Below are 17100 nucleotides of genomic sequence, written 5' to 3' on the forward strand. Positions count from 1 at the left end.
CGATTTATAAAAATTGTTTGTTCATGACGGCTATAAAGATTTTTTATAAAGATTAATACAAAAGCTTATGGAAAGAAGGATAACGGGATTTATTGTGCTGCTTATTTCAGTTGCTTCATATGCGCAGCAAGATGCTCAATACACGCAATATATGTATAATACAATAATTGTTAATCCAGCTTATGCAGGCACTAGGCAGTCAATGAACATCTTTGCATTGCACCGTAGGCAATGGGTAGGAATAGAAGGTGCTCCAGTGACGAATACAATTTCTATAAATACTCCAATTAGTGAGAGTAAAGTAGGTTTGGGAGTGTCTGTAGTAAACGATCAAATAGGACCATCGGATGAGAATAATATTGCTGTAGATTTCTCATATACTATAAATACCTCAGAGGAATATAAAATGTCATTTGGGTTAAAAGCCAGTGCAAATCTATTAAATGTAGATTTTACTAAATTAGATCAATACCCTGGTGATCCTATTTTTGAACAGAATGTAGATAATAAATTTTCACCTAACGTTGGAGTTGGTTTCTATTTGCATTCGGATTATAGTTATATTGGATTGTCTGCTCCTAATTTAATTGAAACAGAGCATTTTGATAAATCGGCAACATCTTCTGAGAGTCATATTGCTAAAGAAAAAATAAATTACTATTTGATTGCTGGTTACGTATTTGAATTAGGCCCTAGTGTAAAATTTAAACCATCATTGTTAACCAAATATGTTCCAGGTGCACCATTACAAGTAGATGTGTCTGCCAATTTCTTGATTAATGAAAAGTTTGTGGGTGGACTGGCTTACAGATGGAGTGCTGCTGTGAGTGCAATGATAGGATTTCAAGCCAGTGACTCGTGGTTTATAGGCTATAGTTATGATTTTGACACAACCGCATTGGCAAGCTATCATTCTGGTTCACACGAAATTTTCTTACGATACGAACTGTTTAAAAAATATGATAAAATGATCTCCCCAAGATTCTTCTAAAACTTAAAAAAATATGGAATTGGCATAATAAAAAATGATTATAAAGATCAGTCATAGTATGCAAATTGTATATATCTCTAACCTAAAAAAAACAATAAAAACAATAATATGAAAATTAATAATATCGTTTATAGCTTGATTTTAAGTACTCTCTTTTTTAAAGGGTTTGCACAAAAAACAACTCTCGCTAAAGCAGATAAGAATTACGATCGTTACGCTTACGTTGATGCAATTGATAATTATGAAAAGGTAGCCGCAAAAGGTTATAGAGATGAAAAGATGTTTCAAAAGCTGGGTAATGCTTATTATTTTAAAGCTGAATTACCAAAAGCCCTAAAATGGTATGAACGCCTTTTTACGATAAATCCAGAACAAGAGCCTGAATATTGCTATCGCTACGCACAGGCCTTAAAATCAACTGGGGATTATGCAAAAGCAGATCAAATGCTTGAAAAATTCAATGCTAAAAATGCTAGTGATAAAAGAGCTGTTTTATTTACCGAGAATAAAAATTATCTTGAAGAAATTAAAGCCAATTCAGGACGTTTTCAAGTTGTAGACGCGGGGGTTAACTCGGAGTTTTCAGATTATGGAAGTTCAATTTTGGGAGAAAAATTGGTTTTTGCTTCTGCACGTGATACAGGAGGTGTTTCTAAGAAAGTGTTTAAGTGGACAAACCAATTCTTTACAAATTTGTATTCATCGGAGATGAAGTCGGATGGTGAAATGGGAAAACCGGAACTATTTGATAAAAAAATCAATTCTAAGTTCAACGAGTCTACAGCCATATTTACCCAAGATGGAAAAACGATGTATTTTACCAGAAATAATTACCTGGAAGGCAAAAGAGGGAAAGATGCTAATAAAAACACTTTATTAAAACTTTATAGAGCTAGTTTGAATAAAGTAGGAGAGTGGGTAGATGTAATTGAGTTGCCATTTAATAGTAATGAATATAGTTTAGCTCACCCAGCATTAAGCCCTGATGAGAAAACCTTATATTTTGCTTCAGATATGCCAGGAACTTTAGGGCAGTCTGACTTGTTTAGAGTTAAAATAGATGCAGACGGAAAATATGGAAGACCTGAAAATCTTGGACCGGAAATTAATACCGAAGGTAGAGAAACATTCCCATTTGTATCAGGAGATAACGAACTGTATTTTGCTACTGATGGCCGTCCAGGTTTAGGTGGATTGGATATATATGTTGCTAAAATCGATTTGAATGGAAGTTTCTATGGAGTACAAAATGTAGGTGGACCTATCAATAGTAATCAAGATGATTTTGCTTTTTTTATTAACAGTAAAAACAGAAATGGATTTTTTACCTCGAATAGAGAAGGTGGTAAAGGGTTTGATGATATTTATAGATTCGTAGAGAATAAAAAACTAACTTGTGAGCAAACTCTTTCTGGAATTGTGACAGATCTTGATTCTGGACAAATATTAGCAGGAGCTAAGTTGACTTTGCTTGACAATGAGTTTAAACCATTACAAGAAATTGTTTCTGACGAAAAAGGGTATTATAGTTTTAGTGTTGATTGTGGTAAAATATATTATCTTAGAAGTGCTAAAGATGAGTATCAAACCAAGGAAGAAAAGGTTAAAACCAGAATTAGATCCGGAAATAAAGATTTCCCAGTTATGTTAGAGAAACGCATCAAGCAAATAGCTGTTGGAACAGATTTAGCCAAGACATTGAATATTCCGATTATCTATTTTGATTTAGACAAGTCTACTATTCGTAAAGATGCTGCATTTGAGTTGGCAAAAGTACTAGTTGTAATGCAGGATTTCCCAGAGATGAAAATCGAAGTGCGTTCACATACAGATAGCCGCCAAACGGCCAGCTATAATGAAAAATTATCTGATAAAAGAGCTAAAGCAACTGTTGCTTGGTTAGTGAAAAACGGTGTAGATTCTACTAGAATTATAGGAAAAGGGTATGGTGAATCACAGTTAGTGAATCATTGCTCAGATGGTGTTAAATGTACTGAAGAAGAACATCAAGCTAATAGACGAAGCGAGTTTATTATTGTTTCGATGAAGTAATAGAATTTTTTTAGTAAAATCCTTTCTTTCTGAATTTGTTCAGAGAGAAAGGATTTTTTTTATGAGTGTTTTTTATGGTCATTGGTATTATTTGTTTTCAAAAAGGATTACCAAACTCTCAAAATCTTATATTTGTATCTGCAATGCACAATTTTTGACTTTCATTCTGTAAAAAGTCTTAAGTTTTAATTTAATTCAATGCCTAAATATGCGGTTATTTCTTGGTTGTTTCCTTTTTCTATCATTTTTCAAAGGGTTTTCTCAAGGGAAAGAATTTTCAATTGATACATTACATGTCAAAATAGATTCGCTTTATAGAGAAGATCAATTCTACACAGGATTGATTTATAATTCGCTTTTAAATAAACCTTCGGATTTTTCACAGCAAAGAGTTTCATTTGGTTTTTCTGCTGGGTTTCTAAGGGATATGCCTGTAAATAAAAGTAGAACAGTTGCAATAGCACCTGGTATTGGATTCGTTTATAATAATTATATTCAAAATCTTGCCATTACAGGTACGAACGAAAATCCCATTTATACCGTAATTCCTTCCACAGAAAATTATCACAGAAATAAATTTGAACAGTTCCTTGTAGAAATTCCAATCGAATTTAGATGGCGTACTTCAACTCCGGAAGTATATAAATTTTGGAGGATTTATGGGGGATTTAAATTTAGTTATCTGTTATTAGACAGATCGGTTTATGATAATCAAACAAAAATAATCATCAGAAATAATAAAGATTTTAATGAATTTCTTTATGGAGCCTATATTTCTGCGGGGTATAATACTATAAATTTATACGCTTATTATGGTTTGAATTCCCTTTTTAAATCAACAGCAAAAGTAAATGACGAGTCAATAAAAATGAATGCTTTAAGTATAGGAATTATGTTTTATATCCTATAACCACAAAAAAAGCAAGGACAATTGAGAAAGGCTACCTATTAAAAGACCAATTAGAAGTTCTTTAGGAGTATGTGCGTTCATTTCTAAACGTGAAGAAGCAACAAATCCGCTAGATAAAACGAAAAAAAGCACAAGGTAAATAGCATTTGCCTGATGATGAATATTCAGCCCAAAAACAAATACGGTTAATGAAGAAATAGCTAACATATGTAAGCTAGCCTTGATTTTACAAAACAATAATATGAGAGCTATTATGGTGCTTAATAAAGCGCCTAGAAAGAAAAAATGGAGCTCTGCATATCTTTCTATAGTTATGCTTTTTTGTACTAGCAGGATGATTATAAAACACTGTACTAATAATGGAATTTTTCGTTGATCAATATTGACAATCATTATAGAATTGATTTTGCCAGTTGATCGTAGAAAAAAATAAAATGCGATGGGTATAAGTATTGTAAGTGTTGTTACTTGTGTCAATACAATAATAATTTCCTCTATTCTAAAATTAGAAAAGGCAAATAGAAAATAGACAAAAGTGGCTATTGTCGGTATGAATAGCGGATGAAAAATATAGGAGAAAACGGGAAGTATTTTTTTCAAGTTCAAAAGAGTGTTTGAAGATTGTTTATTGGTTAATTCAATTAAAAGATTCTCTTGAATTTATATTTTTTTTCTCATTCTAGCTACAGGAATTTCTAACTGTTCTCTATATTTTGCAATAGTTCTTCGCGCAATAGGATATCCTTTGTCTTTTAATATTTCAGCTAAAAGGTCATCTGCAAGCGGTTTTTGTTTGTCTTCTTCGTCAATTGTGTTTTTAAGAATTGTCTTGATTTCAAGAGTTGAGACATCTTCACCCTGATCATTTTTCATGGCTTCCGAGAAGAATTCTTTGATCAATTTAGTGCCATACGGTGTTTCAACATATTTGCTGTTGGCTACTCTGGAAACGGTTGATATATCCAGACCTACCATGTCTGCAATATCTTTTAAAATCATGGGTTTGATCTTGGTTTCGTCGCCATCAAGTAAATATTCCTGTTGATAATGCATTATGGCATTCATAGTGACAAATAGAGTGTCTTGACGTTGCTTTATAGCATCAATAAACCATTTGGCTGAATCCAGTTTTTGTTTGATAAACTGAACAGCATCTTTTTGTGAACTAGATTTGTCTTTAGAATCCTTATAGGTTTGCATCATTTCCTGATAATCTTTAGAAACGTGTAATGCCGGTGCATTTCTGCCATTTAGGGTTAGTTCTAATTCACCATCTATAATGCGAATGGTAAAGTCGGGAACTACATTCTCTGTGACTTTATTGTTTCCGGCAAATGATCCGCCTGGTTTAGGATTAAGCCTTTCTATTTCATGAACGGCATTTCGGAGTTGTTCATTAGAAATATTGAATTTTTGTATGAGTTTTTCATAATGCTTTCTAGCAAATGCATCAAACTGTTGTTCGATGATGGCTGTGGCAAGATCAACTGATTCTGTCGGTGTTTTATGCTTTAACTGCAGTAATAAACATTCTTGTAAATCACGTGCACCCACACCTGTTGGTTCTAATTCATGAATGATTTGAAGAATGTTTTCTACTTCTTTTTCATTGGTATATAAACCTTGGGTAAATGCCATGTCATCGACAATGTCTGGAATACTTCTGCGAATGTATCCCATATCATCTATACTACCCACTAGAAATTCAGCGATATCACGCTCTTCGTCACTTAGAATAAAAGTGTTCAATTGATTGATTAAATCCTGATGAAAGCTAACGGGAGCTGCAAAAGGAATTTCTCTTTCGTCATCGTCATCACCGTAATTATTGACTTGGGTTTTATAATCCGGTGTGTCGTCATGACTTAAATATTCGTCTATGTTAATGTCTTCAGCGTCTATTCTGTCAGCTTCGGAATCATCATAATCGTCATATTGTTCATTGTCAAACTCGTCTTTTTCATGATGATCCTCTTCTTCTTTTCCAGATTCCAAAGCAGGATTCTCATTCATTTCTTCCAATAAACGTTGTTCAAATGCTTGCGTAGGTAGCTGAATTAACTTCATCAACTGGATTTGTTGAGGAGATAATTTTTGTGATATTTTTAAATTTAAAAACTGCTTTAGCATTTTTTGTTGTTTTAGTTTCAGGTTTCAAGTTTCAAGTTTGCTGAACGTCCAACAACCTGAAACTTGAAACCTGAAACAATTTTTTTCTTAGAATTCTGCATTCATTGGTGTTCTTGGGAAAGGAATTACGTCACGTATGTTAGTCATTCCTGTTACAAAAAGAACTAGTCTTTCAAATCCAAGCCCAAAACCAGAGTGAACCGCAGAACCAAATCTTCTAGTGTCTAAATACCACCATAATTCTTCTTCGTCTATTCCTAAGGCTTTCATTTTTTCGACCAATACATCAAAACGCTCTTCTCTTTGAGAACCTCCTACGATTTCTCCAATTCCTGGGAAAAGGATATCCATCGCACGAACTGTTTTTCCGTCTTCGTTCAAACGCATATAGAAAGCTTTGATATTTGCTGGGTAATCAAATAAGATTACTGGGCATTTAAAGTGTTTTTCTACCAAATAACGTTCGTGTTCTGATTGTAAATCAGCTCCCCATTCGTTAATGATATAGTTGAATTTTTTCTTTTTGTTTGGAGTAGAATCTCTTAAGATATCAATTGCTTCGGTGTATGAAACACGTTTGAAGTTGTTATCCATAACAAATCCTAATTTTTCTAACAAAGGCATTTCGCTTCTTTCAGCCTGTGGCTTTGATTTTTCTTCTTCAATCAAACGACTTTCCAAGAATTTTAAATCTTCGCTACAGTTATCAACGGCATATTTTACTACATATTTAATGAAATCTTCGGCAAGATCCATATTGTCATTCAAGTCATTGAAAGCCACTTCTGGTTCAATCATCCAAAATTCAGCCAAATGGCGAGAAGTGTTTGAGTTTTCGGCTCTAAAAGTTGGTCCAAAAGTATAAATCTGACCCAAAGCCATTGCAAAAGTTTCTCCTTCTAATTGTCCGGAAACAGTAAGATTAGTTTCCTTCCCAAAGAAATCCTCTTTGTAATTTACTTTTCCGTCTTCGGTTCTTGGTGTATTGTCAAATGGTAAAGCGGTAACTTTAAACATTTCACCAGCACCTTCTGCATCAGATCCAGTGATGATTGGTGTATTTACATAAACAAATCCTTTTTGTTGGAAATAACTATGAACTGCATATGATAAAACCGAACGTACACGCATAATTGCTCCAAAAGCATTGGTACGTACACGCAAATGCGCATTTTCACGCAAGAATTCCAAAGAATGTTTCTTTGGTTGCATTGGGAATTTCTCAGCATCTGAATCACCCAAGATTTCCAGTTTATTTACCTGAATCTCATATTTTTGTCCTGCTCCTTTGCTCTCTACCAAACTTCCGGTTACCGAAATTGCGGCACCAGTTGTAATTCTCTTTAAAGTTTCATCTGGAGTATTCTCAAAATCGACAACACATTGTATATTATTAATGGTAGAACCATCATTTAAAGCAATAAACTGATTATTTCTAAAAGTTCTAACCCAACCTTTTGCATTAATTTCCTGTAACGTTGTTGTACTGTTTAGTAAGTCTTTAACTTTTGTGTGTCTCATTTTGATATTTGATTTTAGAGTTCTGATTTTAGATTAAAACAAAAATCTGTGTTTTTAATCTAAATGCAAATATAAATGATTTGTTTGTAATTGTCATTGTGCATAATGGAGTAATCAGGAGCATTTTCCTGCTATCCGTTATATCTTTTATTTTTTAAAGAAAAAAGTAAAAGGATACTGTTTCAAAAGTAGTTAACTGAATTCCTATTGAAAAATAGAAATGAATTCAGTTAACTACAAGTTTTGAAATTCTTAACCATTGGTTTATAACTTTAGAGAGCAGTGTCTAATTTTTTTCAAAATCATCAATCTCTTCGTCAGTGTATTCGAGGATTTCAAGTTTAGGTTCGATAAATTCCTGCTCGTTTGCAATAGTTTTATTCAGGGTTAAAACCAATGCAGGCAATAACATTAAATTAGATAACATTCCGAATAGCAAAGTCAAAGAAATTAAACCTCCTAGAGCAATCGTTCCTCCAAAACTTGAAAGCATAAATACCGAAAATCCGAAGAACAAAACGATAGAAGTATAAAACATGCTAAGCCCCGATTCGCTGAAGGTGGCATAAACGGATTTCTTTATTTTCCAATCGTTTTTCCTTAGTTCCTCTCGATATTGAGCCAAGAATCGAACAGTATCATCGACGGAGAGACCAAAGGCAATACCGAAAACCAAAATTGTAGAAGGTTTTAGCGGAATGTCTAAAAAGCCCATAAGCCCTGCAGTTAATAATAGTGGCAATAGATTTGGAATTAATGAAACCAATACCATTTTGAATGAACGAAACATAAACGCAATCAAAAGTGCTGTTAGGAAAAAAGCAAATACTAAAGAAGAAAGTAGATTGTCTAGAAGATATCCGGTTCCTTTTTGAAACACTAATGCTTTTCCAGTAATAATTACGTTGTATCTATCTGGAGGAAAGAGCATGTCTGCTTTTTTACGAATTTCAGATTCTATTATAGGGATTCTGCTGCCACTTTCGTCACGCATAAATGTGGTAATTCGAGCTACTTGTCCTGTAGGATCGACATAGCTTTTCATTAAGTTTTCTTTAGAATCTTTGGTGGCATTCTTGGCATAAGACAATATAAATGCCTGCTCCTGAGAAGTAGGTAAGTCGTAATAATCAGGGTTTCCGTTGTAATAAGCCTGTTTAGAATATTTCACCAGATTGACAATAGAAATTGGTTTTGAAAGTTCTGGGATTTCTTCTATCGTTTTTTGAAGCTCGTCCATTTTTTTCAAAGTAGATAATTTCATTATCCCTTTTTTGCGTTTGGTGTCAATCATTATTTCCAAAGGCATTACACCATCAAATTCCTTTTCGAAAAATATGATATCCTTGAAAAAATCTTCTTTTTTGGGCATGTCCTCAATCAGACTTCCGGAAATACGCATTTGGTAAATCCCAACTATACTGATGATTAAAAGACTTACTGCTACTACATAAATAGAGAAACGGTTGTGTTTTACGTTTCTTAGAATCCAATCCATGAAACGCTTGATGGAGTTCCTGTCCAAATGTTCTAAATGCCTGTCTATAGGTGCCGGTACATAACTGTGCAAAATAGGAATGGCAATAATACATAGAATGAATAGTAACAAAATATTAATCGAAGTTACGTTTCCGAACTCGATAAGTAGTTTGTTGTTTGAGGTAATGAAAGTAAAAAATCCAATAGCCGTAGTAACATTAGTCATCAACATGGCTGTTCCTACCTTGGTAGTAACGCGTTGTAAGGCTTTGGCTTTGTTACCGTGAGTTTTGTATTCCTGATGGTATTTGTTGGTGAGGAAAATACAGTTAGGAATTCCGATAACGATCATTAAGGTTGGTACCATCGCGGTCAATACCGTGATTTCATAATTTAATAATCCTAAAATTCCAAAAGACCACATTACACTGATGATTACAATGAATAATGAAATCATTGTGGCTCTAAAACTTCTAAAAAAGTAAAAGAACAACAAGGAAGTAAGAAATAAAGCGGCTCCAATAAAAAGTCCAATTTCCTTTAGGATTGTTTGTGCATTGAGTGTTCGTATATAAGGCATTCCTGAAACACGAAGTTTGATGTCGGTTTCTTTTTCAAAAACTTTTATCGCAGGAATTAATTGATTGAGTACAAAATATTTTCTTTCCGGAGTGTTTACGATTTTCTTGTCTATGTAAATTGCCGAACGAATACTTCCAGATCTTTTATTAAAAAGTAATCCTTCGTAAAAAGGAAGTTTGTTAAAAAGCTCGTATTTTATTTTTTGGAGGTAGGTTTTGTCAATTGTTTTGCTTTGGTCGATAAAAGGAACTAGCTCAAACTTTTCAAGAGTTTCATTTTTTTGTAGTTTTTTCAAGTCATTCAATGAAATAACTAAATCAACATCTTTGTTCGATTTGATGGTATTCATCAATTTCGTCCAAGAGGCATAAACTTTTGGGGTAAATATTGCATCGTTTTTTACACCAATGACAATCAGGTTACCTTCTTCTCCAAATTTATTCAAAAAGGCATTGTATTCTATATTGACAATGTTATCGGCAGGTAATAAATTGGCTTCGGTATGGGTAAAATGGATGTTTTTCCATTGCATTGCAAGAAGTGCTGTAACTAACGCAATTAATGATAACATTAATATTTTATTCCTAAGAACAACTCTAGCGATTAATTCCCAGAATCCTAGACTAAACCATTTTTTCATATTCAAATTTTTAACGCGGCAAATTTAAGTAAACCCATACAGTTATTTCGCTTTTTAGGTATTTGATTTATGTTTTTTTGAGCATATAGTATTGATGGTATTAAAATATGATTACTATTTAAATTAGTTTTATTATTAATAGATTTGTTTTTCTCATCTTTGTTTTTTTAAAATTAAATGTCGCACTCATATCAAGTATGAAAAATTACAGGAATACAATTTTTTATTTCGTTATCACTGGCGGTTTTTCCGCATTAATCTACTGGATTATTCTACAAGGAAAACATTTAGAAATGTCCAAAACAATGAATACTCCTATAGCAACAAATGATTCTTGGGGAGATTTTCTAGTATCGATGTTGCATAATATAAAAGATCCATTAGCTATTTTACTGGCACAGATTATAATGATTATATTGGTGGCTCGTTTTTTTGGATGGGTTTTCAAAAAAATTGGGCAGCCCTCAGTAATTGGAGAAATTATTGCAGGTATTGCATTGGGTCCCTCATTATTAGGGATGTATTGTCCAGAATTTTTTCATGCTCTTTTCCCCGCAAACTCTTTAGAAAATTTAAAGTTTTTGAGCCAGATAGGATTGATTCTATTTATGTTCGTAATAGGAATGGAATTGGATATCAAGGTTTTGAAAAACAGAGCCAAAGAGGCTGTTGTTATTAGTCATGCCAGTATTGTGATACCATTTGCATTAGGGATTGGGTTGGCTTATTTTGTCTACAACCGTTTTGCTCCGGAAGGAGTTAAGTTTCTTTCTTTTAGCTTATTTATGGGAATCGCCATGAGTATTACAGCGTTTCCGGTATTGGCAAGAATTGTGCAGGAGCGAGGCATGCATAAAACCAAATTGGGGGCTATTGTGATTACTTGTGCAGCGGCCGATGACATTACGGCTTGGTGTTTGCTTGCTGTGGTAATTGCTATTGTCAAGGCAGGAACTTTTGTAAGTTCATTGTATATTATTTCATTAGCACTGTTATATGTTTTACTAATGATTTTTTTGGTAAAACCTTTCTTGAAAAGGATAGGGGATTTATACGGAACCAAGGACAGTTTGAGTAAACCTGTTGTTGCTATATTTTTTCTCACATTGATTGTCTCATCTTATGCTACTGAGTTAGTGGGGATTCATGCGCTATTCGGTGCTTTTATGATGGGAAGTATCATGCCGGATGTTCCCAAGTTTAGAACAGTTTTTATAGAAAAAGTCGAAGATGTTTCGGTTATACTTTTACTTCCATTATTTTTTGTATTCACAGGATTACGAACCGAAATAGGATTGCTCAACGATCCTTATTTGTGGAAAGTTACAGGCTTTATTATTCTTGTAGCTGTAGTTGGTAAATTTTTCGGGAGTGCGCTGGCTGCAAAATTCGTTGGACAAAATTGGAGAAACAGTTTAATCATTGGTGCCTTGATGAATACCAGAGGTTTGATGGAGCTGATTGTTCTTAATATCGGTTTGGAGCTTAAAGTGCTTACAACTGAGGTTTTTACGATGATGGTGATTATGGCACTGGTTACTACTTTTATGACTGGACCTGCCTTAGACTTGATTAATTATATTTTCAAAACAAATGATAGAACGGATCATGAGGATGAAATAAAATACAGTAAATATCGAATCTTAATATCATTTGGAAACAACGAAAAAGGAAAATCTCTTTTGCGATTGGCTAATAGTTTAGTAAAAAAGCAAAAAGAGAAAGCCAGTATTACTGCTTTGCACTTGTCCCTAAGTGATGAAATGCACCCTTTTAATATAGAGGATAAAGAGAAAAGTAGTTTTAATCCGATTGTAAAAGAGTCAATTCTTTTGAAACAAGAGATTACAACCATTTTTAAAGCTACGATTGATATTGAAAACGAAATAACTGATATCGCCAATCAAGGAGATTATGATTTATTGTTGGTAGGTCTTGGAAAATCTATTTTTGAAGGAACGATTTTAGGGAAAGTAATCGGGTTTACCACAAGAATAATCAATCCGGAACGATTGATTGACAAGTTTACTGGTAAAGAAGGATTGTTCGCTAATTCTCCATTTGATGAAAGAACAAGACAAATTGTTTTGAAAGCTAAAATGCCGTTGGGTATTTTGATTGACAAAGATCTAAAAGTAGTGGATCAAGTGTTTGTTCCTATTTTTTGTCCAGAAGATTCCTTTTTGATTGATTATGCTCAAAAATTAATTTTCAATAATGATTCTAAGGTTACCTTCTTGGATATTAATGGACTAATTAATTCTAACTTTGTAATTGGAAGTGCCATCAGTTCATTAAAACAAAAATTTCCAAATAATATTATTCTGGATAATGAATCGATTCTTAAAATAGATTTCCTAGAGAAACAGGACTTAATGATTGTGAGTCTGGATAGTTGGAAAGATTTGTTGGATTCCCGCTCTGTTTGGTTAAGTGGAGTTCCTTCTGTATTGATTATAAAACATTAACTATGAAATCGCCACTAAAAACCAAGTTTGTGAAACAAACACCTATAAATAAAAGGTGATAACATATATGACCACTGACAAATAAACTTTACATATATGAATTGGATTTTACTTATTATTGCAGGCTTATTTGAGGTAGGTTTTGCTACCTGTTTAGGCAAAGCCAAAGAAACTTCAGGAATGACATCTACTTTATGGATGGTTGGTTTTTTTATAGCACTATCTATTAGTATGACTCTATTGTATAAAGCTTCACAAACGCTGCCAATTGGTACAGCATATGCCGTTTGGACAGGAATTGGAGCTGTAGGAACTGTTTTAGTCGGTATCTTTATCTTCAAAGAACCAGCTGCTTTCTGGAGACTTTTTTTCTTAACTACTTTGATAGCATCTATAATTGGGTTGAAGTTTGTGTCTGCACATTAAAATGTAAAAAATCATTTTTTAATATTTCTAATTCAAACTTAAGATGGATAATGCACAAGGAAACAACAGTACCGTATATGTGTTACTGATAATTATTTTGGTGTTCATTGGTGTGATTTGTTACCTTGTTTACCGATTAATTGAATCTGGAAAAGCCAAAAAGAGTGTAGAAGAGAAGTTTGATTTACTTGAAATGAAAGTAAATAATCTTCAATTGGAAACATTAGAATCTAAACTGAATCCACACCTCTTCAAGAATATACTCAACTCTATTCAATCGCATGCCTATCAAACGTATTTTGCTTTAGATAAATTAGCCAATGTTTTGGATTACATTTTGTATGAAAGTCAAAAAAAGTTTGTTTCACCAAAAGAAGAAATCCAGTTTGCCCTCAACCTTATTGAAATTAATAAAGTTAAAGTGAGTCCGCTTTTTGAATTGAAAGTAAAAACGAAGATTAATGAAGAAGAAAAGCTGTATGAGCAAAAACTTTTGGCTCCTCTGATTTCGATTGATTTAATAGAGAATGCTTTTAAGCATGCCGATTTGCAAAGTTCTGATGCCTTTATTTCTATACTATTTGAGTTTAAGGACAATTGTTTTAGTTTGACAGTTTCTAATAAAATTTCAGAGAAAAAAGCATTAAAGAAGGAACGAAGCGGTATTGGTGCCACTACATTAGAACAACGATTGAAAATTATATACAAGAATCAGTACAAATTGGATAAATTTGTTGAAAATGACATTTATATTGCACATTTAAAAATCAATCTACTTGAATACAAAAATCAAATGTTTACTGCTTGATGATGAGTTGCCAGGACTAACTTATCTGAAAATGCTTTGTGAACAAATTCCTGAATTAGAAATTATAAAGGCGTTTAACGATCCACAAAAATTACTCGATGAAATGCCTAAGCTCGATTTCGATTTGTGTATTTCGGATATCGAAATGCCAGGGATTGATGGGTTGACTCTGGCCAATTTGCTGCAAGATAAACTGGTTATTTTTACCACGGCCTACAAGGATTACGCTGCCGAAGCATTTGATATTGATGCAGTGGACTATATCACTAAGCCGGTTACGAAAGAACGTCTGGAGAAAGCGGTTGTAAAAGTTTTAGAACGGTACAATAAATCTAAGACTTCAAAGAAATTTATTCATTTAAACACAGATAAAGGAAAGTCATTGTTGTATTTTGATCAGATTCAATACATCAAAACGGCATTGTCAGATAGTAGAGACAAGGAAGTGCTTCTTGCAGACGGAACCTTTTTGGTACTTAAAAATATAAAGTTTGATTCGCTTTTAAGCCAGCTTCCCAAGGCTGATTTTTGTAGAGTGAATAAAAAAGAAATCATTGCAATATCGGCAGTACAGTTTTTCAATCATAATGAAATTACACTCTCGCTTCATGAGAAAAAAGGAAAACCTATTGTCTTAGTTTTGAGCGAAACCTATCGTTCTGATTTTTTATCGAAAGTGAAAATCTAACTTATTACAAAGTTTTGTACTCTTGTTACATTCAGCAAAAATTAGGTTGAAATTCATTTTATACCTCAAAAATCTGTTCTCATATTTGCACGAAAATTTAATAATTTAAAAGAGCAGTATTGTATGAGAAGTATTAAGAATTCTTTTTTCTATTTGACCATTATTGGTGGTTTTTCTGTTTTGATGTATTGGATTGTCCTAAAAGGGAAAATGCTGGAAACAGGACGGAATATTGTTACTCACCATATAGAAAATGGACATTGGAATGATTTCTTAGAGTCTATGAAGCACAATTTGCAACACCCTTTAGCCATTCTTTTGGCGCAAATTGTAACTATTATTTTGGTGGCTCGTTTTTTTGGATGGGTTTGCAGAAAAATTGGACAACCAACCGTAATAGGCGAAATGATTGCAGGTATTGTCTTGGGACCTTCTCTAATCGGGATGCATTTTCCGGAGTTTTCGGCTATGTTGTTTCCAAAAGATTCTTTGGGGAACTTGCAATTTTTGAGCCAGATTGGGTTAATCCTTTTTATGTTTGTTATTGGAATGGAGCTTGATTTAAAAGCACTCAAAAACAAAGCGCATGATGCCGTTGTTATTAGTCATGCAAGTATCATAATACCATTTTCACTAGGATTGGGCTTGGCTTATTTTATTTATCATTCTTTTGCTCCACAGGGGGTTGAATTTCTTTCTTTCGGGTTGTTCTTGGGAATTGCGATGAGTATAACAGCATTTCCGGTTTTGGCTGGGATAGTTAGGGAACGTGGTATTCATAAAACTAAATTAGGAGCTATCGTAATTACATGTGCTGCAGCAGATGATATTACCGCATGGTGTATTCTGGCAGCAGTAATTGCTATTGTAAAAGCAGGTTCATTTACCAGTTCTCTATATGTTATTGCAATGGCAATATTATATGTGCTACTGATGTTGAATGTGGTTCGTCCTTTTTTGAAGAAAGTAGGAGATTTGAATGCAACAAGAGAAAGTTTGAACAAACCCGTAGTGGCTATTTTCTTTTTGACTTTATTACTCTCTTCTTATGTTTCAGAACTGATAGGAATTCATGCTTTGTTCGGAGCATTTTTGGCAGGGGCAATCATGCCGGAAAACAATAAATTCCGTTCTATTTTTATCGAAAAGGTAGAAGATGTTTCAGTTGTTGTCTTGCTTCCTTTGTTCTTTGTTTTTACTGGTTTAAGAACTCAAATAGGATTAATAGATGATCCACATTTATGGAAAGTTACTGGCTTGATTATTTTGGTAGCTGTAGCAGGTAAGTTTTTCGGAAGTGCACTGGCGGCAAAGTTTGTTGGTCATAGCTGGAAGGATAGTTTATCTATTGGGACATTAATGAATACAAGAGGTTTAATGGAATTGGTGGTGTTGAATATCGGGTATGATTTAGGAGTCTTGTCTACCCAAATTTTTACGATGATGGTGATTATGGCTTTGGTAACTACCTTTATGACAGGACCGGCTTTGGATTTAATCAATTATGTTTTTAGAGCAAAACCTACTATTGTTCCTGAAGAAATAAGTAGTAAAAGCAAGTATAAAATCTTGATTTCTTTTGCTTCATCTGATAAAGGCAAAACACTGCTAAAGATTGCCAACAGTTTAGTTAAGAAACAAGGTGGTAATACAATTGTAACAGCAATGCATTTATCATTAAGTTCAGAGTTGCATTCCTTTGATGTTAAGGATCATGAAAAAGAAATCTTTTTGCCTGTTATTGCCGAATCAGAAAATCTAAAACAAAATATAGTTACCCTTTTTAAGGTGTCTAATGATATTGATTCTGAAATAACAGAAACGGCGAATCAAGGAGATTATGATTTGTTATTAGTGGGCTTGGGGCAATCAATTTTTGAAGGAACCTTATTGGGGAAAGTGCTAGGTTTTACAACTAGAATCATCAATCCAGACCGTTTGATTGATAAAATTACTGGAAAAGAAGGTTTGTTTGAAAATTCTCCTTTTGATGAAAGAACCAGACAAATAATAGCCAATAGCAAAATGCCTGTTGGAATTCTTGTTGACAAAGAGTTAGAAGAAATCAATCGGGTTTTTATGCCAATTTTCAGTAAAGAAGATGGATTTTTGATGGATTTTGCCCAAAAACTGATACACAACAATGGCTCTCAAGTAACCGTTTTGGATGCTTTAGGTGAAATAAAAGATAGTAATAGAGAAATTCAAGAATTAGTTCGTTCTATAGAACAAATAGCACCCAATCATATAATGATGATGCAGGAAAGAACAATTAAAAAAGAATTTTTAGAACAACAGGATTTGATGATTATTAGTCTGGAAAGTTGGAAAAAATTAATTGACTCCCATAGTACGTGGCTCAATAATACACCTTCGGTATTGATTATTAAACCATAATGAAATCC

The 17100-nt window shown here is 33.4% G+C and carries 12 protein-coding genes; 8 read left to right on the forward strand and 4 right to left on the reverse strand.

The features are described from left to right. The first annotated feature begins 67 nt into the window (after nt 1–67). The 3 genes from OZP08_RS05285 to OZP08_RS05295 all read left to right on the forward strand — a co-directional run bounded on the left by OZP08_RS05285 (nt 68) and on the right by OZP08_RS05295 (nt 3953). Nucleotides 68–991 carry a PorP/SprF family type IX secretion system membrane protein gene (locus OZP08_RS05285; RefSeq protein WP_268848635.1) on the forward strand — a complete coding sequence of 308 codons (924 nt, stop codon included), beginning with the start codon at nt 68–70 and terminating at the stop codon, nt 989–991. A 108-nt stretch (nt 992–1099) separates the two neighbouring features. Further along, nucleotides 1100–3043, forward strand: coding sequence for an OmpA family protein (locus OZP08_RS05290; protein WP_281323158.1), 1944 nt, complete (start codon nt 1100–1102; stop codon nt 3041–3043). Between the two features lie 208 nt (nt 3044–3251). Then, nucleotides 3252–3953 (forward strand): porin family protein, encoded by a 702-nt coding sequence (locus OZP08_RS05295; RefSeq protein WP_268848636.1) that lies wholly within the window; start codon nt 3252–3254, stop codon nt 3951–3953. Here the strand turns inward: OZP08_RS05295 and OZP08_RS05300 are convergent. The 4 genes from OZP08_RS05300 to OZP08_RS05315 form a co-directional block, all read right to left on the reverse strand. After that, complete coding sequence (locus OZP08_RS05300; protein ID WP_281323159.1) at nt 3948–4553, reverse strand: hypothetical protein; 606 nt, start codon at nt 4551–4553, stop codon at nt 3948–3950. The two genes, OZP08_RS05295 and OZP08_RS05300, sit on opposite strands and share 6 nt — an antisense overlap. A 60-nt stretch (nt 4554–4613) precedes the next feature. Further along, on the reverse strand, nt 4614–6083 hold the full coding sequence (gene rpoN, locus OZP08_RS05305) for an RNA polymerase factor sigma-54 (protein WP_281323160.1): 1470 nt from the start codon (nt 6081–6083) through the stop codon (nt 4614–4616). Between the two features lie 87 nt (nt 6084–6170). Next, a complete protein-coding gene (asnS, locus tag OZP08_RS05310) occupies nt 6171–7604 on the reverse strand; it encodes an asparagine--tRNA ligase (protein WP_268848638.1) in 1434 nt (477 codons plus the stop codon). Nucleotides 7605–7890: 286 nt separating this feature from the next. Then, entirely contained in the window at nt 7891–10305 is a 2415-nt protein-coding gene (locus OZP08_RS05315) for an efflux RND transporter permease subunit (protein ID WP_281323161.1), read from the reverse strand. 197 nt (nt 10306–10502) lie between these two features. On the opposite strand from OZP08_RS05315, the gene OZP08_RS05320 reads away from it, so the two are divergent. The 5 genes from OZP08_RS05320 (at nt 10503) to OZP08_RS05340 (ending at nt 17092) form a co-directional block, all read left to right on the forward strand. Further along, on the forward strand, nt 10503–12773 hold the full coding sequence (locus tag OZP08_RS05320; RefSeq protein WP_268848639.1) for a cation:proton antiporter: 2271 nt from the start codon (nt 10503–10505) through the stop codon (nt 12771–12773). Between the two features lie 96 nt (nt 12774–12869). Further along, the gene (locus OZP08_RS05325; RefSeq protein WP_268848640.1) at nt 12870–13199 is read left to right on the forward strand and encodes a DMT family transporter; all 330 of its coding nucleotides are present in this window, start codon (nt 12870–12872) and stop codon (nt 13197–13199) included. Between the two features lie 43 nt (nt 13200–13242). Next, complete coding sequence (locus tag OZP08_RS05330) at nt 13243–14007, forward strand: sensor histidine kinase (protein WP_268848641.1); 765 nt, start codon at nt 13243–13245, stop codon at nt 14005–14007. Continuing rightward, the gene (locus tag OZP08_RS05335) at nt 13976–14695 is read left to right on the forward strand and encodes a LytR/AlgR family response regulator transcription factor (protein WP_268848642.1); all 720 of its coding nucleotides are present in this window, start codon (nt 13976–13978) and stop codon (nt 14693–14695) included. The genes OZP08_RS05330 and OZP08_RS05335 overlap by 32 nt, the downstream gene beginning before the upstream one ends. 123 nt (nt 14696–14818) lie before the next feature. Further along, a complete protein-coding gene (locus OZP08_RS05340) occupies nt 14819–17092 on the forward strand; it encodes a cation:proton antiporter domain-containing protein (protein ID WP_281323162.1) in 2274 nt (757 codons plus the stop codon). The last annotated feature ends 8 nt before the right edge of the window (nt 17093–17100 follow it).

This window comes from Flavobacterium aestivum (assembly GCF_026870175.2).
Lineage (GTDB): Bacteria > Bacteroidota > Bacteroidia > Flavobacteriales > Flavobacteriaceae > Flavobacterium > Flavobacterium aestivum.